The following is a 26468-nucleotide window of genomic DNA, read 5'->3' as shown; positions in this document are numbered from 1 at the left end:
CTTCACTCCCGATGGTCGTGGGTCTGGGTGATACGGCCCTGTTCCACGTGGAACAAAGCGACTGGCGTTTCCGTCTGCCAGCCTTCCCTCAATAATTCGTGGTCTACACAGGTGATAAACACCTGGCAGCGTAAGTCTTCCAACAAGCGGCATAACGCACGGCGGTGTTGCTCGTCGAGTTCTGACGGCAAGTCATCCACCAGATAAATACATTGACCGCGCCGAGCCTGGCTAACCAGGTGGCCCTGGGCAATACGCAGTGCACACACCACCAACTTCTGCTGGCCACGGGACAAGATATCCGCGGCATTGTGTGCGCCTAGTCTAAGGCGCAAGTCAGCCCGTTGGGGTCCGGCCTGGGTGTGGCCAATTTGCTGATCCCGTTGCAGGGACGTGGCGAGCACCGCACTCAGTTCACGCTCTTTGTCCCAACCACGGTAGTAGCTCAGCGTCAGCCCCTCGAGATCCAATAGCTCACTCAAGGTCTGCTCAAAGACTGGTTTCAAGGCTTTGATATAGGCGCGTCGGTATTCATCTATTTCATCGCTGGCCAGGCACAGTTCCCGGTCCCAGGCCGCTTGCGAAGCGGCGTCAAGTGTACCATGCCGCAGCCATGAGTTCCGCTGCCGCAGGGCCTTCTGCAGGCGCTGCCAAGTGGCCATGAAACGCGGTTCCACGTGGAACACTCCCCAATCGAGGAATTGTCTGCGGATTTTTGGGGCGCCTTCCAACAACCGGAAGCTGTCGGGGTTGATCAATTGCAAAGGCAGGATTTCTGCCAACTGCGCCGCACTGCGCGCGTTTTGACCATCGATACGAATCTGAAACTCCCCGCCACGATCACGGGATATCCCCAGGGCGCTGTGCCCACCTTCAGCCAGTTCAACCTGGCCAAACACTGTGCACGCCAATTGTTCGTACTGAATCACCGGTAACAGGCGAGCACTGCGAAAGGAACGAGCAAGCCCCAGCAGGTGAATGGCTTCCAGCACGCTGGTTTTGCCACTGCCGTTGGCACCGTGGAGGATGTTGATGCGGGGGGAGGGGGAGAAGGTCACCGGGTGCAAATTGCGCACCGCGGTGACCGAGACGCGACTGAGGGACATCTAGCTTCTGCTGGGCATGATTACAGGCGCATCGGCATGACAACGTAAGCCGAGTCGTCGTTATCAGATTCTTGCACCAGGGCACTGCTGTTGGAGTCGGACAAAATGAGGCGAACCTGTTCGGTGGTCATCACACCCAGCACGTCGAGCAAGTAGCTCACGTTGAAGCCGATTTCCAGTGAACCGCCGTTGTAGTCGACGCCCACTTCTTCTTCCGCTTCTTCCTGCTCCGGGTTGTTGGCCTGGATTTTCAACTGACCATTGGCCAGTTGCAGGCGGATACCTCGGTACTTCTCGTTCGACAGGATCGCAGTACGGCTGAACGCTTCACGCAGGGCTTGGCGATCACCGAGTACCAGCTTGTCACCGCCTTTAGGCAGAACGCGCTCGTAGTCCGGGAACTTGCCGTCGACCAGCTTGGAAGTGAAGGTGAACTCGCCGGTGGTTGCGCGGATGTGGTGCTGGCCCAGCACGATGCTGACAATGCCTTCTGGTTCAGTGAGCAAGCGAGCCAGCTCCAGGATACCTTTACGCGGCACGATGACCTGGTGGCGGTCAGGCTGACCAATGTCAGCGCGCATCGAGCACATCGCCAGGCGGTGGCCGTCTGTAGCCACAGCGCGGATAATGCCTTCGGACACTTCCAGCAGCATGCCATTGAGGTAGTAACGCACGTCCTGCTGGGCCATCGCGAAGCTGGTGCGTTCGATCAAACGACGCAGCTTGCTTTGCTCCAGGCTGCACGTCAGCGAGCCTGGGCCTTCTTCCACCGTCGGGAAATCGTTGGCTGGCAGCGTGGACAAGGTGAAGCGGCTGCGACCGGCCTTGACGACCAATTTGGCTTCATCGACCTTGATGTCGATCAGCGCATCGTTCGGCAAGCTCTTGCAGATATCCATCAGCTTGCGCGCCGGTACGGTGATCTCGCCAGGTTCGGCGGGTTCTTCCAGCTGTACACGACCGACCAGCTCGACTTCCAAGTCGGTACCGGTCAGGGACAGTTGCTGGCCTTCGACCACCAGCAATACGTTGGAGAGCACCGGCAAGGTCTGTCGGCGCTCGACGACGCCTGCGACCAGTTGCAGGGGTTTCAACAGGGCTTCGCGTTGAATGGTGAAATGCATGGTCTAGTCCCTTGCCTTAATAAGCTGCGCTGGTGTCATCAAGTAGTCAGTGTACGCAGCAGGTTCTTGTAGTCCTCGCGAATATCCGCGTCGGATTCCTTAAGTTCGTTGATCTTGCGGCACGCGTGCAAGACCGTGGTGTGATCGCGACCGCCAAACACATCACCGATTTCCGGCAGGCTGTGGTTGGTCAGCTCTTTGGAGAGTGCCATGGCCACCTGACGAGGACGTGCGACCGAGCGCGAGCGGCGCTTGGACAGCAGGTCGGAAATCTTGATCTTGTAGTATTCGGCCACGGTGCGCTGGATGTTATCCACACTCACCAGCTTGTCTTGCAGCGCCAACAAGTCTTTCAGGGATTCGCGAATCAGCTCGATGGTGATGTCGCGGCCCATGAAGTGCGAGTGAGCGATGACGCGCTTGAGCGCGCCTTCCAGTTCACGCACGTTGGAGCGAATGCGTTGGGCAATGAAGAATGCCGCATCGTGTGGCAGATCGACTTTGGCCTGGTCGGCCTTCTTCATCAGGATCGCAACGCGGGTTTCCAATTCTGGCGGCTCGACCGCAACGGTCAGGCCCCAACCGAAACGGGATTTCAAGCGTTCTTCCAGGCCTTCGATTTCCTTCGGGTACCGGTCACTGGTCAAGATGACCTGCTGGCCACCTTCGAGCAGGGCGTTGAAGGTATGGAAGAACTCTTCCTGGGAACGTTCCTTGCGCGCAAAGAATTGAATGTCATCGATCAGCAAGGCATCAACGGAGCGGTAGAACCGCTTGAACTCGTTGATTGCGTTGAGCTGCAAGGCCTTGACCATGTCAGCCACGAAGCGCTCCGAGTGCAGGTACACGACCTTGGCATTCGGGTTCTTCTTTAATAGGTGGTTACCCACAGCGTGCATCAAGTGCGTCTTACCCAAGCCTACGCCGCCATAAAGGAAGAGCGGGTTGTAACCGTGCTTGGGGTTGTCGGCGACTTGCCAGGCAGCCGCGCGGGCCAACTGGTTGGATTTACCTTCGACGAAATTCTCAAAGGTAAAGGTGCGATTCAGATAGCTGGTGTGCTTGAGCGCGCCTTCGACTTGGACAGTGCGTTGTTCGGCACGCACCGGGGCCTGTTGTGAGCTGGCGCCGGCCATCGGGTCAAAGCTGTCGCGGGACGGCTCTTCGTGCTCTGGAGCATTCTTCTGCGCAGCAGATTTTGACGCCGCAGGTGCCGGGGCAGGCGGGGTGGCAACCGGAGCGGTCGCTACCTGGGCTTGCGATGCAGCAGCAGCCAGCGGTGCATTGGGTGCGGCGCGAGGTGCGGAACTACGTTTGCTGCCTATTAATAAGGAAAGCGCAGGCGCGAGTCCGTTGCCATGTTCGTCGAGCAATTCGAGAACGCGGCTCAGGTACTTCTCGTTGACCCAGTCGAGAACAAAACGATTCGGCGCGTAGACACGCAACTCGTCGCCTTCGGCTTCGACCTGTAGCGGACGGATCCAGGTGTTGAATTGCTGGGCAGGCAGCTCATCGCGCAAAAGCTCCACGCACTGCTGCCAAAGTTCCACTGACACGGATATCCCCTAAGTTGAAAGCCGGTGAGGCAAAAACAGCCGCCATTGTAGCGGCGAGACGCCCACTTATCCACATGTAGGTTGCTCACAGCACACCCAAAATCAATGCCTTAACCACAAAAAATACGACCAATGGTCTGTGCATAAGCTCTGTGGATAAGCGCGCCTGAGCTCGTTGTACAAGTGGGGTCGAAAGTCTGTGGGTAACTGGCCTGTGGATAACAACCTGTTTCACCCACAGCTTATCCGACAGCGCAGCACAGGGAGAGCACCGTTTTCCCCCGTAGTTGTCATTCTCTGTACAGCACGTAGAATCTAGCCTCAATGCAGTTATCCACAGACGATCTGTTCTCTAGCTTTTATAAGCTTTACAGAAAAGCTTTAAATAACTTCCTTCTTTATTTTTATATCTATGCCCAAGCACATGAAAGGCAGGCACACAGAAAAGAGCTTCCTGACCGTTAGAGATCTAATTAAAGGAAAAGCTGGTTGGAAATTGACCTAGAGGCTTGCTTTCTCTAGAATCGCCGGTCTCTTAAAACGGGGGCCATTCCGGCCCGTTGTGGACGAACCAGGTAACAACGCCATGAAACGTACTTTCCAACCAAGCACCATCAAACGCGCCCGTACCCACGGTTTCCGTGCTCGCATGGCTACCAAGAACGGCCGTGCAGTCCTGTCGCGTCGCCGCGCCAAAGGTCGTGCGCGTCTGGCAGTTTGATAATCCGGTACTGGTGGTGAGTCAGGACTTCAGTCGGGAAAAGCGTCTGCTAACCCCCCGGCACTTCAAGGCAGTCTTTGACTCCCCCACCGGCAAGGTTCCGGGGAAAAATCTCCTGCTCCTTGCGCGTAACAACGATCTTGATCACCCCCGTCTCGGGTTGGTGATTGGCAAGAAGAGCGTAAAGCTCTCCGTTGAGCGCAATCGCCTCAAGCGTCTGATGCGCGAATCGTTTCGCCTCCACCAGGACACTCTGGTTGGTTGGGATATTGTTATCGTCGCGCGCAAAGGCTTGGGGGATGTAGAAAACCCCGAATTGATTCAGCATTTCGGCAAGCTCTGGAAACGTTTGGCGCGTACCCACAAGCCAGCACCAGCAGTCAGCACCGAAACTGTAGGGGTAGACAGCCTTGATGCGTAAACTGGCCCTCGTTCCGATCCAGTTTTATCGCTACGCCATTAGTCCTCTGATGGCCAACCACTGTCGTTTCTACCCCAGTTGTTCTTGCTACGCGTTAGAGGCCATAGAAAATCATGGTCTTCTGCGCGGTGGCTGGCTGACCTTTCGTCGTTTAGGTCGCTGTCATCCGTGGAATCCCGGTGGTTATGACCCGGTTCCACCTATCCCTACCTCCCGTTCTTCTTCGATGGCCGAGTAATCATGGATATTAAACGCACGATCCTGATCGTCGCCCTGGCAATCGTGTCCTACGTCATGGTTCTTAATTGGAACCAGGACTATGGCCAGGCTGCCCTGCCGACTCAGAATGTTGCTACCAATCAGGCTGCGCCGGCTATTCCGGACACCCCGTTGGGTAACAATGCTTCCGCCAGTGCCGATGTACCCAGCGCGAATGCCGATACCAGCACCCCAGTTGAAACGCCGGTTATCACCAATAAAGACCTCATCCACGTAAAAACGGATGTGCTCGACCTGGCAATCGACCCACAAGGTGGTGATATCGCCCAGCTGAAGCTGCCGCTGTATCCACGTCGTCAGGATCACCCGGATGTTCCGTTCCAACTGTTCGATAACGGTGGCGAACGTATTTATCTGGCACAAAGTGGCCTGACCGGCACCAACGGTCCGGATGCACGTGCGACCGGTCGTCCGGTTTATTCGACCGAACAGAAGACTTACCAACTGGCTGATGGCCAGAACCAGTTGAACGTCGACCTGAAATTCAGCCTCGACGGCGTCAATTACATCAAGCGTTTCAGCTTCACCCGTGGTTTGTACGACTTGAAGGTCACTTACCTGATCGACAACGAAAGCGACAAGGCATGGACCGGCAACCTGTTTGCCCAATTGAAGCGTGACAACAGCGCCGATCCTTCTTCCAGCACTGCCACCGGCACCGCGACTTACTTGGGCGCCGCCCTGTGGACAAGTAGCGAGCCGTACAAAAAAGTGTCGATGAAAGATATCGACAAGGGCGCGCTGAAAGAAACCGTGCAAGGTGGCTGGGTTGCCTGGTTGCAACACTACTTCGTGACCGCTTGGATCCCGAACAAGGGTGAAGCCAATCTGGTGCAAACCCGCAAAGACAGCCAAGGCAACTACATCATTGGTTTTACTGGCCCGGCGTTGACCGTGGCACCAGGCGCCAAGGCTGAAACCAGCGCTACCCTGTACGCCGGCCCGAAAAGCCAGGCAGTACTCAAGGAGTTGTCCCCAGGCCTGGAACTGACTGTGGACTACGGCATCCTGTGGTTCATTGCCCAGCCGATCTTCTGGTTGCTGCAACATATCCACAGCATTGTGGGTAACTGGGGCTTCTCGATCATCTTCCTGACCATGCTGATCAAAGGGATCTTCTTCCCGCTGTCGGCAGCCAGCTACAAGTCGATGGCGCGCATGCGTGCCGTGGCTCCGAAACTGGCGGCTCTGAAAGAACAACATGGTGATGACCGGCAGAAAATGTCCCAGGCCATGATGGAGCTGTACAAGAAAGAGAAGATCAACCCGTTGGGCGGTTGCTTGCCGATTCTCGTACAGATGCCGGTGTTCCTCTCGCTGTACTGGGTACTCCTGGAAAGCGTAGAAATGCGCCAGGCTCCGTTCATGCTGTGGATAACTGACCTGTCGATCAAAGACCCGTTCTTTATCCTGCCGATCATCATGGGCGCGACCATGTTCATCCAGCAGCGACTGAACCCGACTCCACCGGATCCGATGCAGGCCAAGGTCATGAAAATGATGCCAATCATCTTCACCTTCTTCTTCCTGTGGTTCCCTGCTGGTCTGGTGCTGTACTGGGTGGTCAACAACGTGTTGTCGATCTCTCAACAGTGGTACATCACACGTAAAATCGAAGCGGCTACCAAAAAAGCTGCGGCGTAAATTACTCTGTGGATAACCACTCAAGACGCCCCCTAGTGGGGCGTTTTGCTTTCCGTCACTTTTGTTCTGGAACCTGCTGATGAGCGCTCCTCGTGAAACCATCGCTGCTGTCGCTACCGCTCAAGGTCGCGGCGGTGTCGGTATCGTTCGAATTTCCGGGCCGCTTGCAGGCGTGGCGGCCCAGGCCATCAGTGGCCGCGAGCTGAAGCCGCGCTATGCCCATTACGGCCCTTTCCTGGATGCTGACAAAAGCGTATTAGACGAGGGCCTGGCCCTGTATTTCCCGGGGCCGAACTCGTTTACCGGTGAAGATGTCCTGGAACTGCAGGGCCATGGCGGCCCGGTGGTGCTGGATATGCTGCTGCAGCGCTGCCTGCAATTGGGTTGCCGCCTGGCACGGCCCGGGGAATTCAGCGAGCGGGCGTTCCTGAATGACAAGCTTGATCTGGCCCAGGCCGAAGCAATTGCCGACTTGATCGAGGCCAGTTCTTCACAGGCAGCGCGCAATGCGTTGCGCTCGCTGCAGGGCGCGTTTTCCCTGCGTGTGCATAACCTGACCGAGCAACTGATCAGCCTGCGCATCTATGTGGAAGCGGCCATTGATTTCCCTGAAGAAGAAATCGACTTTCTTGCCGATGGTCACGTTCTGGCGATGCTGGACAAGGTTCGCGACGAGTTATCCACCGTCCTGCGTGAAGCGGGCCAAGGAGCGCTGTTGCGTGACGGCATGACGGTAGTAATTGCCGGCAGGCCGAATGCGGGCAAATCCAGCCTGCTGAACGCGTTGGCGGGCCGTGAAGCGGCGATCGTTACCGAGATTGCCGGCACCACACGGGACGTCCTGCGTGAACATATCCACATTGATGGCATGCCACTGCACGTGGTCGACACGGCCGGCTTGCGCGATACCGATGACCAGGTGGAAAAAATTGGTGTGGAGCGTGCGCTCAAGGCAATCGGTGAAGCGGATCGCGTGCTGTTGGTGGTGGATGCCACGGCGCCTGAGGCTGTAGATCCCTTTGCATTGTGGCCGGAATTTCTTGAGCAAAGGCCGGACCCGGCCAAAGTCACCTTGATCCGCAACAAGGCGGACCTGACCGGTGAAGCCATCGCGATGGAAACCAGTGCGGACGGGCATGTCACCATCAGCTTGAGTGCCAAGGCGGCCGGCGAAGGCCTGGAATTGCTCCGTGAGCACCTCAAGGCCTGCATGGGATACGAGCAGACCTCGGAGAGCAGCTTCAGTGCACGCCGTAGGCACCTGGAAGCCCTGCGACACGCCAGCGCGGCGTTGGAGCACGGTCGGGCGCAGCTGACCCTGGCAGGTGCTGGAGAGCTGTTGGCCGAGGATCTGCGTCAAGCACAGCAACTGTTGGGGGAAATCACCGGGGCATTCAGCTCTGATGACTTGCTCGGACGAATCTTTTCCAGCTTTTGCATCGGTAAATAACCTTTCGTTATCCACAGACAGGCCATTCGTGCCTGTCTGTTCTCCCCCTTTCGCCCGACACCTCCCGAATTTTCCTTCCGTCACCAAGACTTTGGAGGCATTCGCGTGGACGCCATTTGGCCCAGGAAGTGAATTTCTGTGGATTAAGCCCTGTGAATAACCGCCTCTGTGCCCAGTTGATAACAGGGCCTGAAACCTGAGTAAAAACCCGACTGTGGATAACCACCTCTTTCATCCACAGGCTTAGAGCACTTATCCAAGGGCCTCATTGGCACATGACCACAGACTTTTGAATCGCTGTACACCACGTAAATAAAGGGCTGTGTAAATCTATCCACAGAAATGTAGGTCAGTAGAAATAAACATAAAAACAAAGATTTAATAAATTTCTCTCTTTTAATTTCTATTGTCTGTGATTCATCCACAGCTGGTTAAATTTTGTGCAAAGGGTTCTTTAGGAAGGGCTAAGTCCCTATACTTGCCGCCAAAGCTCTAAAACCCTTTCAACAAACAATTCCTGATTACCTACATAAGCAGGCACGAGGTGCGTGGTGGATTTCCCTTCCCGTTTTGAAGTGATCGTCATCGGCGGCGGTCATGCCGGTACCGAGGCAGCACTGGCGTCAGCACGCATGGGCGTAAAAACCCTGTTGCTGACGCATAACGTGGAAACCCTCGGTGCGATGAGTTGCAACCCCGCCATTGGTGGGATCGGCAAAAGCCATTTGGTCAAAGAAATCGACGCCCTCGGCGGCGTGATGGCCATGGCTACCGACAAGGGTGGTATTCAATTTCGCGTGCTGAACAGCCGCAAAGGCCCGGCCGTGCGCGCGACTCGGGCTCAAGCCGACCGTATCCTGTACAAGGCCGCGGTCCGCGAAACCCTGGAAAACCAGCCGAACCTGTGGATATTTCAACAGGCCGCCGATGACCTGATCGTCGAACAGGATCAGGTGCGCGGTGTTGTGACCCAGATGGGCCTGCGTTTCTTCGCGGAATCCGTGGTATTGACCACCGGTACGTTCCTCGGCGGACTTATCCACATCGGCATGCAGAACTATTCCGGCGGCCGCGCTGGTGATCCGCCCTCGATTGCCCTGGCAAAACGCCTGCGTGAATTGCCGCTGCGTGTCGGCCGCCTGAAAACCGGGACCCCGCCGCGTATTGACGGGCGTTCTGTGGATTTCTCGGTAATGACCGAGCAAGCCGGTGATACGCCTATCCCCGTGATGTCGTTCATGGGGTCCAAAGAGCAGCATCCGAAACAAGTCAGCTGCTGGATTACCCACACCAACGCCCGCACCCACGAAATCATTGCTGCGAACCTCGACCGTTCGCCGATGTATTCCGGGGTGATCGAAGGTATTGGTCCACGCTATTGTCCGTCGATTGAAGACAAGATCCACCGCTTTGCCGACAAGCAAAGCCACCAGGTCTTCATCGAGCCCGAAGGCTTGACCACCCACGAGCTGTACCCGAACGGGATTTCCACTTCCTTGCCGTTTGACGTGCAAATCCAGATCGTGCAGTCGATTCGCGGTATGGAAAATGCCCACATCGTGCGCCCGGGCTATGCCATCGAATACGACTACTTCGACCCGCGTGACCTGAAGTACAGCCTGGAAACCAAAGTGATCGGCGGCCTGTTCTTCGCTGGGCAAATCAACGGCACCACCGGTTACGAAGAAGCCGGCGCCCAAGGTTTGCTGGCCGGGACCAACGCAGCATTGCGCGCCCAGGGCAAAGACAGCTGGTGCCCGCGTCGCGATGAAGCGTACATCGGCGTGTTGGTCGACGACCTGATTACTCTGGGTACCCAGGAACCGTATCGGATGTTCACTTCGCGGGCGGAATACCGTCTGATCCTGCGCGAAGACAACGCCGACCTGCGTTTGACCGAAAAAGGTCGCGAGTTGGGCTTGGTCGACGACGTGCGTTGGGCTGCCTTCTGCAAAAAGCGCGAAAGCATCGAGCTGGAAGAGCAACGCTTGAAAAGCACCTGGGTTCGCCCCGGTACGGAGCAGGGCGATGCGATCGCCGAAAAATTCGGCACGCCGCTGACTCACGAATACAACTTGCTGAACCTGCTGTCTCGTCCGGAAATCGACTACGCTGGTCTGGTCGAAGTGACAGGCAATGGCGCGCAAGATCCACAGGTCGCGGAACAGGTCGAAATCAAGACCAAATACGCCGGTTACATTGATCGCCAACAGGATGAGATTGCTCGTCTGCGCGCCAGTGAAGACACCAAGCTGCCTGCGGATATCGACTACACCGGGATTTCCGGGTTGTCGAAAGAGATTCAAAGCAAGCTGGGGATAACTCGTCCAGAGACACTGGGCCAGGCTTCACGTATTCCCGGCGTCACCCCGGCAGCCATTTCGCTATTGATGATTCATTTGAAAAAACGCGGCGCGGGCCGTCAGTTGGAGCAAAGCGCTTGAGTTCGTTGGTCACCTCGCAACACGCCGAAGAGTTATCCACAGGTGCGCGCCAGTTGGGCGTTGACCTGACTGCAGCCCAGCACGAACTGCTGCTGGGTTACCTGGCCCTGTTGATCAAGTGGAACAAGGCTTACAACCTGACTGCCGTGCGTGATCCGGACGAAATGGTGTCCCGCCACTTGCTCGACAGTTTGAGCGTGATGCCATTCATCGAAAACGGCCGCTGGCTCGACGTGGGCAGTGGCGGCGGCATGCCGGGTATTCCACTGGCGATCCTGTTTCCCGAGTCCCAAGTGACTTGCCTGGACAGCAACGGCAAGAAAACCCGCTTCCTGACCCAGGTCAAACTCGAACTCAAGCTGGATAACCTGCAAGTTATCCACAGTCGCGTCGAAGCCTTCACGCCTGAACAGCCTTTCAACGGAATTGTTTCCCGGGCGTTCAGCAGCATGGAGAACTTCAGCAACTGGACTCGCCACCTGGGCGACCGCGACACCCGCTGGCTGGCAATGAAGGGCGTCCATCCAAGCGATGAGCTGTTAGCATTGCCGGCAGACTTCCACCTCGATAGCGAACACGCCTTGGCCGTACCCGGTTGCCAAGGCCAACGCCATCTGCTGATACTGCGCCGCACGGCATGATTGGGAACACAAGCAAGAATGGCTAAGGTATTCGCGATAGCGAACCAGAAAGGTGGCGTGGGCAAAACCACCACCTGTATCAACCTCGCAGCATCCCTGGTCGCTACCAAGCGCCGGGTGCTGTTGATCGATCTTGATCCACAGGGCAACGCCACCATGGGTAGCGGTGTGGATAAACACGGCCTGGAAAACTCGGTCTACGACTTGCTGATTGGCGAGTGCGACCTGGCCCAGGCCATGCACTTCTCCGAACACGGTGGTTATCAACTGCTGCCGGCCAACCGCGACTTGACCGCGGCGGAAGTGGTGCTGCTGGAAATGCAGATGAAAGAAAGCCGTCTGCGCAGCGCTTTGGCGCCGATCCGCGAGAATTACGATTACATTTTGATCGACTGCCCGCCGTCGCTGTCGATGCTCACGCTTAATGCATTGGTGGCCGCCGATGGGGTGATTATCCCCATGCAGTGCGAGTACTACGCACTGGAAGGTCTGAGCGACCTTGTGGATAACATCAAGCGTATCGCCGAGTTGCTCAACCCGAACCTGCAGATCGAAGGTCTTTTGCGCACCATGTTCGATCCGCGCCTGAGCCTGATGAACGATGTGTCGGCGCAGCTCAAGGAACACTTTGGCGACCAGTTGTACGACACGGTGATCCCACGCAACATCCGTTTGGCCGAAGCGCCCAGTTACGGCATGCCGGCGCTGGCGTATGACAAACAATCCCGTGGCGCACTGGCCTACCTGGCCCTTGCCGGCGAGATGGTTCGTCGTCAACGCCGCAACTCACGCACCGCTGCTGCCCAGCCAACTTAAGGAATCCCCATGGCCGTCAAGAAACGAGGTCTCGGACGTGGACTGGATGCACTGCTGAGTGGTCCGACCGTCACGTCGCTTGAAGAACAAGCGGTACAGGCCGACGAGCGCGAGTTGCAGCACCTGCCCCTGGACCTGATCCAGCGTGGCAAATATCAGCCACGCCGAGACATGGACCCCCAGGCGCTGGAGGAACTGGCCAATTCGATCAAGGCCCAGGGCGTGATGCAGCCAATCGTGGTACGCCCAATCGGTGGTGGGCGCTTCGAGATCATCGCCGGTGAACGCCGCTGGCGCGCCAGCCAGCAGGCCGGCAAGGAAACCATCCCGGCCATGGTGCGCGACGTGCCGGATGAAACCGCCATCGCTATGGCATTGATCGAGAACATCCAGCGCGAAGACCTCAACCCGATCGAAGAAGCGATTGCGTTGCAGCGTCTGCAGCAGGAATTCCAGCTGACTCAGCAGCAAGTGGCCGAGGCGGTGGGTAAATCCCGCGTGACGGTGTCCAACCTGCTGCGCCTGATCGCTCTGCCGGAAGTCATCAAGACCATGTTGTCCCACGGCGACCTGGAAATGGGCCACGCCCGTGCTTTGCTCGGTTTGCCCGAAAATCAACAGGTTGAAGGGGCGCGACACGTTGTCGCACGGGGGCTCACCGTTCGTCAGACCGAAGCCCTGGTTCGCCAGTGGCTCAGCGGCAAACCTGCACCGGTCGAAACAGCCAAACCTGATCCGGATATCGCGCGCCTCGAGCAGCGCCTGGCCGAGCGCCTGGGCTCTGCGGTGCAAATTCGCCATGGCAAGAAAGGCAAAGGGCAATTGGTGATCGGATATAACTCACTCGATGAGCTTCAGGGCGTCCTTGCCCACATCCGCTGAAACATTTGCTTATGTAGCGCGCGATCGGAAAACACTACCCGACAGTTGAATAGGGGCTGAACCGCCCCTATACTCTGCGCGCATTTTGTCGGCACAAATTATGCCAAGTTATTGATTTCCGGCAGCCGACCATTGAGGAGCAAGAGTGATGGAAACCCGCACGCCAAACACGTTGCCGTTCCATCGCTTGGCCGTTTTTCCGGTTTTATTGGCTCAATTTGTCATTTTGCTGATCGCCGCATTGGCGCTTTGGTATTGGCATGGAGTCGTTGCCGGATATTCAGGACTCTGCGGAGGCCTGATAGCCTTGCTGCCCAATATGTATTTTGCTCACAGGGCCTTTCGGTTTTCCGGCGCCCGAGCAGCCCAGGCTATCGTCCGGTCCTTTTATGCCGGCGAGGCGGGGAAACTGATTTTGACGGCAGTGCTGTTTGCACTGACCTTTGCAGGTGTGAAGCCATTGGCGCCGCTGGCTGTATTCGGCGTCTTCGTGTTGACCCAACTGGTCAGCTGGTTCGCTCCCCTGCTAATGAAAACAAGACTTTCGAGACCTTAGGGCGTTTGAGGCAACCATGGCAGAAACAACCGCTTCGGGCTATATCCAGCACCACTTGCAGAACCTGACCTTCGGTCAGCTACCCAATGGCGGCTGGGGCTTTGCCCACTCCGCAGCAGAAGCCAAAGAAATGGGTTTCTGGGCTTTCCACCTGGATACTCTGGGCTGGTCGGTCGCATTGGGTCTGATCTTCGTCCTGATTTTCCGCATGGCGGCAAAGAAGGCGACTTCCGGTCAGCCAGGTGCTTTGCAGAACTTCGTTGAAGTATTGGTCGAATTCGTCGATGGCAGCGTGAAAGACAGCTTCCATGGCCGTAGCCCGGTGATTGCACCGCTGGCACTGACCATCTTCGTCTGGGTGTTCCTGATGAACGCCGTCGACCTGGTACCGGTCGACTGGATTCCTCAGCTGGCCATCCTGATCTCCGGCGATCACCACATTCCATTCCGTGCGGTTTCCACCACGGACCCTAACGCCACCCTGGGCATGGCCCTGTCGGTGTTCGCGTTGATCATTTTCTACAGCATCAAGGTCAAGGGCATCGGCGGCTTCATCGGCGAACTGACCCTGCACCCGTTCGGCAGCAAGAACATCTTCGTTCAAGCCCTGCTGATTCCGGTGAACTTCCTGCTGGAGTTCGTGACCCTGGTCGCCAAGCCGATCTCCCTGGCCCTGCGACTGTTCGGCAACATGTATGCCGGCGAGCTGGTGTTCATCCTGATCGCTGTGATGTTCGGCAGCGGCCTGCTCTGGCTTAGCGGCCTGGGCGTAGTTCTGCAGTGGGCGTGGGCTGTGTTCCACATCCTGATCATCACCCTGCAGGCCTTCATCTTCATGATGCTGACCATCGTCTACCTGTCGATGGCGCACGAAGAGAACCATTAAGACCAGTCTCGACTAGTCTGATGTCCTTCCCGGTGAAACGGGAAGGTGGCCCAACAGGGCTATGAAACGATTTGTTTTACCGCTTTAAAATCTAAAAAACCTAAACCATACGACGTAAAAGTCGGGAGGAAAGATGGAAACTGTAGTTGGTCTAACCGCTATCGCTGTTGCACTGTTGATCGGCCTGGGCGCCCTGGGTACTGCCATTGGTTTCGGCCTGCTGGGCGGCAAATTCCTGGAAGGCGCAGCGCGTCAGCCAGAAATGGTCCCAATGCTGCAAGTTAAAATGTTCATCGTCGCCGGCCTGCTCGACGCCGTGACCATGATCGGCGTTGGTATCGCTCTGTTCTTCACCTTCGCGAACCCCTTCGTTGGTCAACTCGCTGGCTAATCACTCGACTTTTCGAGTGATTGGGGTGATGGACAACGAATGAGCGAGGTGTTGGCGTGAACATTAATGCAACCCTGATTGGCCAATCCGTTGCGTTCTTCATTTTTGTAGTGTTTTGCATGAAGTTCGTGTGGCCTCCGGTCATCGCGGCTTTGCACGAACGTCAGAAGAAGATCGCGGACGGTTTGGACGCTGCCACCCGTGCAGCTCGCGACCTGGAGTTGGCCCAAGAGAAAGCGGGTCATCAACTGCGCGAAGCTAAGGCACAGGCAGCTGAAATCATTGAGCAAGCCAAGAAACGCGGTAACCAGATCGTCGAAGAGGCTGTTGAAAAAGCCCGCGTCGAAGCTGACCGTGTGAAGGCTTCGGCTCATGCCGAGATCGAACAGGAACTGAACGGCGTCAAAGACGCGCTGCGTGCCCAACTGGGTGCTCTGGCGGTCGGCGGTGCTGAGAAGATCCTCGGTGCCACAATCGATCAAAACGCGCACGCGGAGCTGGTTAACAAACTGGCTGCTGAAATTTAAGCGAGGGCGATCATGGCAGAACTGACCACGTTGGCCCGACCTTACGCCAAGGCAGCCTTCGAGCACGCCCAGGCCCACCAGCAGCTGGCCTCTTGGTCAGCCATGCTCGGCCTGGCAGCAGCGGTGTCGCAAGACGACACCATGCAGCGCGTGCTCAAGGCCCCGCGCCTGACGAGCGCAGACAAGGCCGCCACTTTTATTGAAGTGTGCGGCGACAAGTTTGATGTGAAGGCACAGAACTTCATCAATGTCGTTGCCGAAAACGACCGTCTCCCGCTGTTGCCGGAGATCGCCGCTCTGTTCGACCTGTACAAGGCCGAAGAAGAGAAGTCGGTAGACGTTGAAGTGACCAGTGCTTTTGCATTGAACCAAGAACAGCAAGACAAACTCGCCAAGGTTCTCAGTGCACGACTCAATCGGGAAGTGCGCCTGCAAGCTTCGGAGGACGCATCACTGATCGGTGGTGTTGTTATCCGTGCCGGCGACCTGGTTATCGATGGCTCGATTCGCGGCAAAATCGCGAAACTTGCCGAAGCATTGAAATCTTGAGTTTGAAGGGGCAGCAGAGCAATGCAGCAACTCAATCCTTCCGAAATAAGTGAAATTATCAAGGGCCGCATCGACAAGCTCGATGTGACCTCCCAAGCCCGTAACGAAGGCACTGTCGTCAGCGTATCTGACGGCATCGTGCGGATTCACGGTCTGGCCGACGTCATGTACGGCGAGATGATCGAGTTTCCGGGCGGCGTCTACGGTATGGCCCTCAACCTGGAGCAAGACTCCGTAGGTGCCGTTGTATTGGGCGCGTACACCAGTCTGGCTGAAGGCATGAGCGCCAAGTGCACTGGCCGCATCCTGGAAGTTCCTGTTGGTAAGGAACTGCTGGGTCGCGTTGTCGACGCACTGGGTAACCCTGTTGACGGTAAAGGTCCACTGGGCAACACCGAGACCGACGCGGTCGAGAAAGTTGCTCCAGGCGTGATCTGGCGTAAGTCGGTAGACCAGCCTGTACAGACTGGCTACAAGGCTGTCGATGCCATGATCCCAGTCGGCCGTGGCCAGCGTGAGCTGATCATCGGTGACCGTCAGATCGGTAAGACCGCTCTGGCGATCGACGCGATCATCAACCAGAAAGACAGCGGCATTTTCTGCGTCTACGTAGCCATCGGTCAGAAACAATCGACCATCGCCAACGTGGTTCGCAAGCTGGAAGAAAACGGCGCCCTGGCCAACACGATCATCGTGGCTGCCAGTGCTTCGGAATCTCCTGCGCTGCAATTCCTGGCACCGTACTCCGGTTGCACCATGGGCGAATACTTCCGCGACCGCGGTGAAGACGCGCTGATCGTTTATGACGATCTGTCCAAGCAAGCAGTGGCTTACCGCCAGATTTCCCTGCTGCTGCGCCGTCCACCAGGCCGTGAAGCTTACCCAGGCGACGTGTTCTATCTCCACTCCCGTCTGCTGGAGCGCGCATCCCGCGTTTCGGAAGAGTACGTAGAGAAGTTCACCAACGGCGCAGTGACCGGCAAAACCGGTTCCCTGACCGCACTGCCGATCATCGAAACCCAGGCTGGCGACGTTTCCGCGTTCGTTCCGACCAACGTGATTTCCATCACCGACGGTCAGATCTTCCTGGAATCGGCCATGTTCAACTCGGGCATCCGCCCTGCAGTGAACGCCGGTGTTTCGGTATCCCGTGTGGGCGGTGCCGCTCAGACCAAGATCATCAAGAAGCTCTCCGGTGGTATCCGTACCGCTCTGGCTCAGTACCGTGAACTGGCGGCATTTGCCCAGTTCGCTTCTGATCTGGACGAAGCGACCCGTAAGCAACTTGAGCATGGTCAGCGCGTTACCGAGCTGATGAAGCAGAAGCAATACGCCCCAATGTCGATCGCTGACATGGCGTTGTCGCTGTATGCCGCTGAGCGTGGGTTCCTGACTGACGTCGAAATCACCAAGGTCGGCAGCTTCGAACAAGCGCTGATTGCTTACTTCAACCGCGATCACGCCGACTTGTTGGCCAAGATCAACGTGAAGGGTGACTTCAATGACGAAATCGACGCTGGCATGAAAGCCGGTATCGAGAAGTTCAAGGCCACCCAAACCTGGTAAGCCGCAGCGGGAGCCGCAAGGCTCCCGCTTGCTAACCTGATAGGTGTTACATGGCAGGCGCAAAAGAGATTCGCAGTAAGATTGCGAGCATCAAAAGCACGCAAAAAATTACCAGCGCCATGGAAAAAGTGGCGGTCAGCAAAATGCGCAAGGCACAAATGCGCATGGCTGCTAGCCGTCCTTATGCGGAGCGTATCCGCCAGGTAATTGGGCATTTGGCCAACGCCAACCCGGAATACCGCCACCCGTTCATGATCGACCGCGAAGTTAAGCGTGTGGGTTATGTGGTAGTGAGCAGTGACCGTGGTTTGTGCGGTGGTTTGAATACCAACCTGTTCAAGGCCCTGGTCAAGGACATGGCGGTAAACCGCGAAAAGGGCGTCGAGATCGATCTGTGTGTTGTTGGTAGCAAGGGTGCGGCCTTTTTCCGCAACTTCGGCGGTAACGTCGTTGCAGCTATCAGCCACCTGGGTGAAGAGCCGTCGATCAATGATTTGATCGGCAGTGTGAAGGTGATGCTGGATGCGTACCTGGAAGGCCGGATTGACCGCCTGTCCGTGGTATCCAACAAGTTCATCAACACCATGACCCAGCAGCCAACCGTGGAGCAATTGATTCCACTGGTGGCGACTCCGGATCAGGAACTCAAGCACCACTGGGACTACCTCTACGAACCAGACGCCAAAGAGCTGCTTGACGGCTTGATGGTGCGCTACGTGGAGTCGCAGGTGTACCAGGCGGTGGTCGAGAACAACGCAGCTGAACAAGCGGCGCGGATGATCGCGATGAAAAACGCTACCGATAACGCCGGTGATCTGATCAGCGATTTGCAGCTGATCTACAACAAGGCGCGTCAGGCTGCGATCACCCAAGAGATCTCGGAAATCGTCGGCGGCGCTGCCGCGGTTTAACGGTTCAAATATTCAGAGGATCCAGCTATGAGTAGCGGACGTATCGTTCAAATCATCGGCGCCGTTATCGACGTGGAATTTCCACGCGACAGCGTACCGAGCATCTACAACGCGCTGAAAGTACAAGGCGCGGAAACTACCCTGGAAGTTCAGCAGCAGCTGGGCGACGGCGTAGTTCGTACCATTGCGATGGGTTCCACCGAAGGCTTGAAGCGCGGTCTGGACGTTGTCGACTCTGGCGCAGCCATCTCCGTACCGGTCGGTAAAGCGACCCTGGGCCGGATCATGGACGTACTGGGCAACCCGATCGACGAAGCTGGCCCGATTGCCACCGACGAGCGTTGGGGCATCCACCGCGCTGCACCGTCGTTCGCCGAGCAAGCTGGCGGCAACGACCTGCTGGAAACCGGCATCAAGGTTATCGACCTGGTTTGCCCGTTCGCCAAAGGCGGTAAAGTGGGTCTGTTCGGTGGTGCCGGTGTAGGCAAGACCGTAAACATGATGGAACTGATCCGTAACATCGCCATCGAGCACAGCGGTTATTCCGTGTTCGCCGGTGTGGGTGAGCGTACTCGTGAGGGTAACGACTTCTACCACGAGATGAAGGACTCCAACGTTCTGGACAAAGTGGCACTGGTTTACGGTCAGATGAACGAACCGCCGGGAAACCGTCTGCGCGTAGCACTGACTGGCCTGACCATGGCCGAGAAGTTCCGTGACGAAGGTAACGACGTTCTGCTGTTCGTCGACAACATCTACCGTTACACCTTGGCCGGTACTGAAGTATCCGCACTGCTGGGCCGTATGCCTTCGGCAGTAGGTTACCAGCCGACCCTGGCCGAAGAGATGGGCGTTCTGCAAGAACGTATCACTTCGACCAAAGAAGGTTCGATCACCTCGATCCAAGCGGTATACGTACCTGCGGATGACTTGACTGACCCGTCGCCTGCGACCACCTTCGCCCACTTGGACGCCACCGTCGTACTGTCCCGTGACATCGCTTCCCTGGGTATCTACCCAGCGGTCGATCCACTCGACTCGACTTCGCGCCAGCTGGATCCGAACGTGATCGGCCAGGAGCACTACGACACCGCTCGCGGCGTTCAGTACGTGCTGCAGCGTTACAAAGAACTGAAGGACATCATTGCGATCCTGGGTATGGACGAGCTGTCGGAAGCCGACAAGCAGTTGGTAAACCGTGCTCGTAAGATCCAGCGTTTCTTGTCGCAGCCGTTCTTCGTGGCTGAAGTCTTCACCGGTGCCTCGGGTAAATACGTTTCCCTGAAAGACACCATTGCTGGCTTCAAAGGCATCCTCAACGGTGACTACGACCACCTGCCAGAACAAGCGTTCTACATGGTCGGCGGCATCGAAGAAGCGATCGAGAAAGCCAAGAAACTGTAATCCAAGCGCCCGGAAACGGGCGCTCATCAGGTTGAGGCAATCAGATGGCTATGACAGTCCATTGCGATATCGTCAGCGCGGAAGGGGAAATTTTCTCCGGTCTGGTAGAGATGGTGATTGCACACGGCGAATTGGGTGACCTTGGTATTGCCATGGGCCACGCACCGCTGATCACCAGCTTGAAGCCAGGTCCGATCACTCTGACCAAGCAAGGCGGGGACAAGGAGGTGTTTTACATCTCCGGTGGTTTCCTCGAGGTTCAGCCGAACATGGTCAAGGTACTTGCCGACACCGTGCAACGTGCTGGCGACCTGGATGAAGCCTCCGCTCAGGAAGCCGTCAAGGCTGCTGAGAAGGCCCTGAACGAAAAGGGTGCGGACTTCGACTACAGCGCTGCTGCTGTACGTCTGGCCGAGGCTGCAGCCCAGCTGCGCACGCTCCAGCAGATCCGCAAGAAGTAAGCGGCCACGCCGTCATGCTTCAAGCGCGATTGATTAAAAAGGGTAGCCTCGGCTACCCTTTTTCTTTTTCAGCAAAACACTTCTCTGGTCTGAAGCCGGACCGCCCAGGATTGGTAGCCATTCATGTCTCTTGAAATCGTCATTCTCGCCGCAGGCCAGGGCACCCGCATGCGTTCGGCCCTGCCCAAGGTGCTGCACCCGGTTGCCGGCAATTCCATGCTGGGCCACGTTATCCACAGCGCCCGGCAACTTGATCCACAACGCATCCACGTGGTGATCGGCCACGGTGCCGATGTGGTGCGTGAACGCCTGGCGGCCGATGACCTGAATTTCGTATTGCAAGACCAGCAACTCGGCACCGGCCACGCCACCGCGCAAGCCGTGCCATTTATCACCGCCGACACCGTGCTGATCCTCTACGGCGACGTGCCGCTGATCGAAGTCGACACCCTGCAGCGCCTGCTCAAGCACGTGGTGCCTGGCCAAATGGGCCTGCTCACCGTAGAGCTGGATGACCCCACCGGCTACGGTCGCATTGTGCGTGACGCAAGCGGAAAGGTTGCTGCAATCGTCGAGCACAAAGATGCCAGCGAAGCCCAGCGCGCCATCACCGAAGGCAACACCGGCATTATGGCGGTGCCTGCCAACAAGCTCGCCGACTGGATGAGCCGCCTGTCCAACAACAACGCCCAGGGCGAGTACTACCTCACTGACGTCATCGAGATGGCCGTGAGTGATGGCCTGCTGGTTGCCACGGAACAGCCCCACGACCCGATGGAAGTGCAGGGCGCCAACGACCGCAAGCAGCTGGCAGAGCTTGAGCGTCACTACCAGCTCCGTGAAGGCCGCCGCCTGATGGCCCAGGGCGTAACCCTGCGCGACCCGGCTCGCTTTGATGTACGCGGCGAAGTCACCGTCGGCCGTGACGTGCTGATCGATATCAACGTGATCCTAGAAGGCCGCGTGATCATCGAAGACGACGTAGTGATCGGCCCGAACTGCGTGATCAAGGACAGTACTCTGCGCAAAGGCGTGGTGGTCAAGGCCAACAGCCACCTTGACGGCGCGATCATGGGCGAGGGCAGCGATGCCGGCCCGTTTGCGCGTCTACGTCCTGGCACAGTGATGGGGGCCAGGGCACATGTGGGTAACTTCGTTGAATTGAAAAACGCGCGTATGGGCGACGACGCAAAGGCTGGCCACCTAGCCTACCTCGGTGACGCAGTCATCGGCGCTCGCAGCAACATTGGTGCGGGTGCAATTACCTGCAACTACGATGGCGCCAACAAATACCAGACAACTATCGGTGAAGACGTATTCATCGGTTCCAACAACTCCCTGATTGCACCTGTCACCATTGGTGATGGCTCGAATACCGCAGCGGGTTCGACGATCAATCAGGATGTGGATAAGTCTCAGCTGGCTGTCGCCCGTGCCCGCCAGCGCAACATCGACGGGTGGAAACGCCCGGTCAAAATCAAGAAGAGCTGAGTTATCCACAGCTCTATGGCCTAGTGAGGTTCCCTGTGGGAGCTAGCTTGCCTGCGATAGCGGTCTGACATCCAAAATGGGTGTCGCCTGACACTCCGCTATCGCAGGCAAGCCAGCTCCCACATTTGGTTTGTGATTTCCCAAAAATTTTCAACGCCCCCGCTTGACGATCTTTCGCCAATAGGTTTTTATTGCCTTCGTTATCTTTCGAAACGAAACTTATCATCACCATGTCGAAACGAAATACACCCCAACGGCGCCACAACATTCTGACTTTGCTCAATGAACAGGGCGAAGTCAGCGTGGACGAATTGGCCAAGCGTTTCGAAACCTCGGAAGTCACCATCCGCAAGGACCTGGCCGCCCTCGAAAGCAATGGCCTATTGCTGCGCCGCTACGGCGGTGCCATCACCATGCCCCAGGAACTGGTGGGTGACGCCGCCCAGCCCATCTCGGTGTACAAGCGCGCCATCGCGCGTGCCGCCGTGATGCGCCTGCGCGAGCACGCCCGCATCATCATCGACAGCGGCAGCACCACCGCCGCCATGATCCCGGAGCTGGGCCACCAGCCCGGCCTGGTGGTGATGACCAACTCCCTGCATGTGGCCAGCGCCTTGAGTGAGCTGGAGCACGAACCGGTGCTGTTGATGACCGGTGGCACCTGGGACCCGCATTCGGACTCGTTCCAGGGTCAGGTTGCCGAGCAGGTACTGCGTTCCTACGACTTTGATCAACTGTTCATCGGCGCCGACGGCATCGATCTGCAGCGCGGTACCACCACCTTCAACGAACTGTTGGGCCTGAGCCGTGTGATGGCCGAGGTCGCCCGTGAAGTGGTGGTGATGGTCGAATCCGACAAGATCGGCCGCAAGATTCCCAACCTGGAACTGCCCTGGAGCAGCGTCCATACCCTTATCACCGATGATCGCCTGCCGCTTGAGGCCCGCGACCAGATCCAAGCCCGCGGCATTACGCTGATATGCGCGGCAATCATCTAGGAGAAACACCATGTGTGGAATTGTAGGCGCAGTCGCTGAACGCAACGTCACCGCCATCTTGCTCGAAGGCCTCAAGCGCCTGGAATACCGCGGCTACGACAGCGCCGGCGTGGCGGTCTTCACCAATGCCGGCAAGCTTGAGCGCATGCGTCGCCCGGGCAAGGTCAGCGAGTTGGAGCAGGCCCTGGCCGGCGAGCCGCTGGTAGGTCGTTTGGGCATCGCCCACACCCGTTGGGCCACCCACGGTGCGCCCTGCGAGCGTAACGCCCACCCGCATTTCTCCGGCGACCTGGCCGTGGTGCACAACGGCATCATCGAAAACCACGAAGTGCTGCGTGAACAACTCAAGGGCCTGGGCTACGCGTTCACCTCGGACACCGACACCGAAGTCATCGCGCACCTGCTGAACCACAAGCTCAAGACCCTGGGCGACCTGACCGTGGCCCTGAAAGCCACCGTGAAGGAACTGCACGGTGCCTACGGCTTGGCCGTTGTGTCCGCCAGCCAACCCGACCGTGTGGTTGCCGCCCGCAGTGGCAGCCCGCTGGTGATCGGCCTGGGCCTGGGGGAAAACTTCCTCGCCTCCGACCAACTGGCCCTGCGCCAGGTCACTGACCGCTTCATGTACCTGGAAGAAGGCGATATTGCCGACATCCGCCGTGAAAGCGTGCAGATCTGGGACGTCAACGGCAATTCCGTCGAGCGCGAAGCGGTGCAATACCGCGACGGTGCCGAGGCTGCCGATAAAGGCGAGTTCCGCCACTTCATGCTCAAGGAAATCCACGAGCAACCGTCCGTGGTGCAACGCACCCTTGAAGGTCGCCTGAGCCAGAATCAAGTACTGGTCAACGCCTTCGGCCCGCAAGCCGCCGAGCTGTTCGCCAAAGTGCGCAATGTGCAGATCGTCGCCTGCGGCACCAGCTACCACGCCGGTATGGTTGCCCGTTACTGGCTGGAAGAACTGGCCGGTATCCCGTGCCAGGTCGAAGTCGCCAGTGAGTTCCGCTATCGCAAGGTGGTGGTGCAGCCCGATACCCTGTTCGTGACCATCTCCCAGTCCGGCGAAACCGCCGACACCTTGGCTGCACTGCGTAACGCCAAGGAGTTGGGTTTCCTCGGTAGCCTGGCGATCTGCAACGTCAGCATCAGCTCCCTGGTGCGTGAATCCGACCTGACCCTGCTCACCCAGGCCGGTCGCGAAATCGGCGTAGCGTCCACCAAGGCCTTCACCACCCAGTTGGTCGGCCTGCTGTTGCTGACCTTGTCCCTGGGCCAAGTGCGCGGCACCCTCGCCGAGGGCGTCGAAGCCACGCTGGTGGAAGAACTGCGCCGCCTGCCCACCCGCCTGGGCGAAGCCTTGGCCATGGACAGCACCGTGGAAAAAGTCGCCGAGCTGTTCGCCGACAAGAACCACACCCTGTTCCTCGGCCGTGGCGCGCAATACCCGGTGGCGATGGAGGGGTCGCTCAAGCTCAAGGAAATTTCGTACATCCACGCCGAAGCCTACCCGGCCGGCGAGCTGAAACACGGCCCGCTGGCCCTGGTGGATGACGACATGCCGGTGGTGACTGTTGCGCCCAACAACGAACTGCTGGAGAAGCTCAAGTCGAACCTGCAGGAAGTGCGCGCCCGTGGCGGCCAATTGATCGTCTTCGCTGACGAAAAAGCCGGCATGACCAACGGTGAAGGCACCCACGTCATCAACATGCCGCACATCCACGACACCCTGTCGCCGATCCTCTACACCATCCCGCTGCAGTTGCTGTCGTACTACGTTGCCGTGCTCAAGGGCACCGACGTCGACCAGCCGCGCAACCTGGCGAAGTCGGTGACCGTGGAGTAAACCGTCATGAATCGACTGGCTGCCATGGAAGCCCTGGTACGCGTCATCGAAACCGGTTCGTTTTCCGGTGCGGCACGCCAGCTTCACGTGGGGCAGCCAGCGATTTCAAAAGCCATCGCCCAGCTGGAAGAGCGGCTGGGCGTGCGCCTGCTGCTGCGTTCTACCCACGGCCTGACGCCCACCGAAGCCGGACAAAACTTCTACGAACACGCCAAGCGTTCGATCGAAGAGGCTGACGAGGCGGACATGGCCGCGCGGGGAGCCGCGATGGCGCTCACCGGCCGTTTGCGGATTTGCGCCGCCGTGACCTTTGCACGGCTGCACATCGTGCCGCACCTGGGGCTGTTCCTCGCGGAGCACCCGTCGCTGGAGGTCGAGGTGGTGCTGGATGATCGCAACGTCGATCTCATCGAAGCCGGCATCGACGTGGCGCTGAGAATGGGCGACCTGGTCGACTCCGGTTTGACCGCCAGGAAAATCGCCCAGTCTCGCCGCCTGGTGCTCGGCACACCGGCCTATTTCGAAAGCGCTGGCGAGCCGCAGGTACCTGCGGATGTGGCGTCCCATCAAGCCGTCGTCTACGACCAACGGGGCGGTGGCGCGGTGTGGGCGTTTCAGCAAGGTTCGGAAAAAACCACTGTGACCGTTCGCGGGCGGCTGCGCATCAGTGCGGCTGAAGGTATTCGTGAAGCGGTGCTGGCGGGGCTGGGCCTCACTATCTCCTCCGAATGGATGTTCGCACCCGAGCTACAGGCCGGAACCGTGAAACCCGTGCTGCAAGACTGGACACTGCCCTCGATCGACCTGTGGGCCGTGTTTCCCACGGGTCGTCAGGCCAGCGCCAAGGCGCGGGCTTTTGTTGCGTTCGTGGAATCGCGGATGGCAACGGCATCCCCGCCGACCTGATCCTCTTGCTCAAGGCCAAGCTATTCTGATCTGGAATAACCTTCATGCTTGGTCACCCTCTACAAGGCATGCACCTCCGTCAGTACCGTTGAGTCCTTGGTCCGTAACCCACGGGCACTCAACAGGTGGAGCACTGCATGGCCAGGCTACAAGGCAAGGTCGCCGTCATCACGGGCGGTAACAGCGGTATCGGGCTGGCAACAGCCAAGCGTTTCGTCGATGAAGGCGCCAGCGTTTTCATCTTCGGCCGCCGGCAAGCCGAACTGGACAACGCCGTCACCCTGATTGGTGGCGACATCACGGCGGTGCAGGGCGACGCGTCCGAACCCCGCGACCTCGACCGGCTCTACGCGACGGTCGAGCAGGCGAAGGGCAAGCTGGATGTACTGTTTGCCAACGCGGGTGTGGTGGAGCTTCGCCCCCTGGAAGCGTTTTCCACCGAACACTACGACAAGACCTTCGACGTCAACGTGCGCGGCCTCGCGCTCACCGTGCAGAAAGCGTTGCCGCTGCTGCGCGATGGCGCCAGCGTCATCCTCACCGGCTCGATTGCCGGGGTCAAAGGCTACCCCACCTACGGCACCTACAGCGCCAGCAAGGCGGCGGTCCGTTCGTTCGCACGCACCTGGACGATGGAGCTGAAAGACCGCGGCATCCGGGTCAACACCCTCAGCCCGGGCGCCATCGATACACCGATCATGGACAGCCAGGTGTCCACGCCCGAAGAGGCTGACGCCCTGCGCGTTCAATTCGCGCAAGCCACTCCGCTCGGTCGCCTTGGCCGGCCTGAAGAGGTGGCGTCGGTTGCCCTCTTTCTCGCCTCTGAAGACAGCAGCTTCGTGGCCGGTATCGACCTGTTTGTCGATGGCGGCATCGCCCAGGTCTAGTCACCGCA

At 58.0% G+C, this 26468-nt stretch carries 26 protein-coding genes; 23 read left to right on the top strand and 3 right to left on the bottom strand.

Annotated features, from left to right (window positions below; all coding sequences use genetic code 11):
• Positions 1 to 2: 2 nt before the first annotated feature.
• Genes recF through dnaA form a run of 3 tightly spaced genes read right to left on the bottom strand, consistent with a single transcriptional unit; the run spans position 3 to position 3786 of the window.
• Positions 3 to 1106 (bottom strand): DNA replication/repair protein RecF, encoded by a 1104-nt coding sequence (gene recF / locus M2394_RS10885; protein WP_101265038.1) that lies wholly within the window; start codon positions 1104 to 1106, stop codon positions 3 to 5.
• Positions 1107 to 1126: 20 nt separating this feature from the next.
• Positions 1127 to 2230: a DNA polymerase III subunit beta gene (gene dnaN / locus M2394_RS10880; protein WP_176994578.1), complete on the bottom strand. Its 1104-nt coding sequence runs from the start codon at positions 2228 to 2230 to the stop codon at positions 1127 to 1129.
• Positions 2231 to 2268: 38 nt separating this feature from the next.
• Positions 2269 to 3786: a chromosomal replication initiator protein DnaA gene (gene dnaA / locus M2394_RS10875; protein WP_178920920.1), complete on the bottom strand. Its 1518-nt coding sequence runs from the start codon at positions 3784 to 3786 to the stop codon at positions 2269 to 2271.
• Positions 3787 to 4372: 586 nt separating this feature from the next.
• Here dnaA and rpmH point away from each other — a divergent pair.
• From rpmH to M2394_RS10760, 23 genes are all read left to right on the top strand, one after another.
• Complete coding sequence (gene rpmH, locus M2394_RS10870; protein WP_003213577.1) at positions 4373 to 4507, top strand: 50S ribosomal protein L34; 135 nt, start codon at positions 4373 to 4375, stop codon at positions 4505 to 4507.
• A gap of 13 nt (positions 4508 to 4520) precedes the next feature.
• The gene (rnpA, locus tag M2394_RS10865) at positions 4521 to 4928 is read left to right on the top strand and encodes a ribonuclease P protein component (RefSeq protein ID WP_020302575.1); all 408 of its coding nucleotides are present in this window, start codon (positions 4521 to 4523) and stop codon (positions 4926 to 4928) included.
• Positions 4921 to 5166, top strand: coding sequence for a membrane protein insertion efficiency factor YidD (gene yidD / locus M2394_RS10860; RefSeq protein WP_003213574.1), 246 nt, complete (start codon positions 4921 to 4923; stop codon positions 5164 to 5166). The genes rnpA and yidD overlap by 8 nt, the downstream gene beginning before the upstream one ends.
• Before the next feature lie 2 nt (positions 5167 to 5168).
• The gene (gene yidC, locus M2394_RS10855) at positions 5169 to 6851 is read left to right on the top strand and encodes a membrane protein insertase YidC (RefSeq protein ID WP_176994575.1); all 1683 of its coding nucleotides are present in this window, start codon (positions 5169 to 5171) and stop codon (positions 6849 to 6851) included.
• 79 nt (positions 6852 to 6930) lie between these two features.
• Positions 6931 to 8301 (top strand): tRNA uridine-5-carboxymethylaminomethyl(34) synthesis GTPase MnmE, encoded by a 1371-nt coding sequence (mnmE, locus tag M2394_RS10850; protein WP_259172450.1) that lies wholly within the window; start codon positions 6931 to 6933, stop codon positions 8299 to 8301.
• A gap of 551 nt (positions 8302 to 8852) precedes the next feature.
• Complete coding sequence (mnmG, locus tag M2394_RS10845) at positions 8853 to 10745, top strand: tRNA uridine-5-carboxymethylaminomethyl(34) synthesis enzyme MnmG (RefSeq protein WP_259172449.1); 1893 nt, start codon at positions 8853 to 8855, stop codon at positions 10743 to 10745.
• Positions 10742 to 11386 carry a 16S rRNA (guanine(527)-N(7))-methyltransferase RsmG gene (gene rsmG / locus M2394_RS10840; RefSeq protein ID WP_090401325.1) on the top strand — a complete coding sequence of 215 codons (645 nt, stop codon included), beginning with the start codon at positions 10742 to 10744 and terminating at the stop codon, positions 11384 to 11386. The genes mnmG and rsmG overlap by 4 nt, the downstream gene beginning before the upstream one ends.
• Before the next feature lie 18 nt (positions 11387 to 11404).
• A complete protein-coding gene (locus M2394_RS10835; protein ID WP_176994571.1) occupies positions 11405 to 12202 on the top strand; it encodes a ParA family protein in 798 nt (265 codons plus the stop codon).
• Positions 12203 to 12211: 9 nt separating this feature from the next.
• Positions 12212 to 13084, top strand: coding sequence for a ParB/RepB/Spo0J family partition protein (locus M2394_RS10830; protein WP_016970690.1), 873 nt, complete (start codon positions 12212 to 12214; stop codon positions 13082 to 13084).
• Between the two features lie 148 nt (positions 13085 to 13232).
• On the top strand, positions 13233 to 13640 hold the full coding sequence (locus tag M2394_RS10825; RefSeq protein ID WP_071485335.1) for a F0F1 ATP synthase subunit I: 408 nt from the start codon (positions 13233 to 13235) through the stop codon (positions 13638 to 13640).
• A gap of 16 nt (positions 13641 to 13656) precedes the next feature.
• Positions 13657 to 14526 carry a F0F1 ATP synthase subunit A gene (gene atpB / locus M2394_RS10820; RefSeq protein WP_058424360.1) on the top strand — a complete coding sequence of 290 codons (870 nt, stop codon included), beginning with the start codon at positions 13657 to 13659 and terminating at the stop codon, positions 14524 to 14526.
• Between the two features lie 133 nt (positions 14527 to 14659).
• Positions 14660 to 14917: a F0F1 ATP synthase subunit C gene (gene atpE, locus M2394_RS10815; protein WP_002555987.1), complete on the top strand. Its 258-nt coding sequence runs from the start codon at positions 14660 to 14662 to the stop codon at positions 14915 to 14917.
• Between the two features lie 56 nt (positions 14918 to 14973).
• Complete coding sequence (locus tag M2394_RS10810; RefSeq protein ID WP_060756576.1) at positions 14974 to 15444, top strand: F0F1 ATP synthase subunit B; 471 nt, start codon at positions 14974 to 14976, stop codon at positions 15442 to 15444.
• Between the two features lie 12 nt (positions 15445 to 15456).
• Positions 15457 to 15993, top strand: coding sequence for a F0F1 ATP synthase subunit delta (locus M2394_RS10805; RefSeq protein WP_016970693.1), 537 nt, complete (start codon positions 15457 to 15459; stop codon positions 15991 to 15993).
• A gap of 21 nt (positions 15994 to 16014) precedes the next feature.
• Entirely contained in the window at positions 16015 to 17559 is a 1545-nt protein-coding gene (gene atpA, locus M2394_RS10800) for a F0F1 ATP synthase subunit alpha (RefSeq protein WP_016970694.1), read from the top strand.
• A 50-nt stretch (positions 17560 to 17609) separates the two neighbouring features.
• Entirely contained in the window at positions 17610 to 18470 is an 861-nt protein-coding gene (gene atpG, locus M2394_RS10795; RefSeq protein ID WP_010207685.1) for a F0F1 ATP synthase subunit gamma, read from the top strand.
• Positions 18471 to 18497: 27 nt separating this feature from the next.
• Positions 18498 to 19874 (top strand): F0F1 ATP synthase subunit beta, encoded by a 1377-nt coding sequence (gene atpD, locus M2394_RS10790; RefSeq protein WP_178920928.1) that lies wholly within the window; start codon positions 18498 to 18500, stop codon positions 19872 to 19874.
• Between the two features lie 44 nt (positions 19875 to 19918).
• Positions 19919 to 20335 carry a F0F1 ATP synthase subunit epsilon gene (locus tag M2394_RS10785; RefSeq protein ID WP_178920930.1) on the top strand — a complete coding sequence of 139 codons (417 nt, stop codon included), beginning with the start codon at positions 19919 to 19921 and terminating at the stop codon, positions 20333 to 20335.
• A 123-nt stretch (positions 20336 to 20458) separates the two neighbouring features.
• Positions 20459 to 21826, top strand: a complete 1368-nt coding sequence (glmU, locus tag M2394_RS10780; protein WP_259172446.1) for a bifunctional UDP-N-acetylglucosamine diphosphorylase/glucosamine-1-phosphate N-acetyltransferase GlmU — start codon at positions 20459 to 20461, stop codon at positions 21824 to 21826.
• Between the two features lie 230 nt (positions 21827 to 22056).
• Positions 22057 to 22824, top strand: a complete 768-nt coding sequence (locus tag M2394_RS10775) for a DeoR/GlpR family DNA-binding transcription regulator (protein ID WP_122716288.1) — start codon at positions 22057 to 22059, stop codon at positions 22822 to 22824.
• 10 nt (positions 22825 to 22834) lie between these two features.
• Complete coding sequence (glmS, locus tag M2394_RS10770) at positions 22835 to 24667, top strand: glutamine--fructose-6-phosphate transaminase (isomerizing) (RefSeq protein ID WP_178920934.1); 1833 nt, start codon at positions 22835 to 22837, stop codon at positions 24665 to 24667.
• A 6-nt stretch (positions 24668 to 24673) separates the two neighbouring features.
• Positions 24674 to 25573 (top strand): LysR family transcriptional regulator, encoded by a 900-nt coding sequence (locus M2394_RS10765; protein ID WP_178920935.1) that lies wholly within the window; start codon positions 24674 to 24676, stop codon positions 25571 to 25573.
• 137 nt (positions 25574 to 25710) lie between these two features.
• The gene (locus tag M2394_RS10760) at positions 25711 to 26460 is read left to right on the top strand and encodes an SDR family NAD(P)-dependent oxidoreductase (RefSeq protein ID WP_259172445.1); all 750 of its coding nucleotides are present in this window, start codon (positions 25711 to 25713) and stop codon (positions 26458 to 26460) included.
• The last annotated feature ends 8 nt before the right edge of the window (positions 26461 to 26468 follow it).

Source organism: Pseudomonas sp. BIGb0164 (assembly GCF_024810135.1).
Lineage (GTDB): Bacteria > Pseudomonadota > Gammaproteobacteria > Pseudomonadales > Pseudomonadaceae > Aquipseudomonas.
The sequence above is the reverse complement of the archived record's forward strand: the minus strand, read 5'-3'. Positions and strand labels throughout refer to the sequence as shown.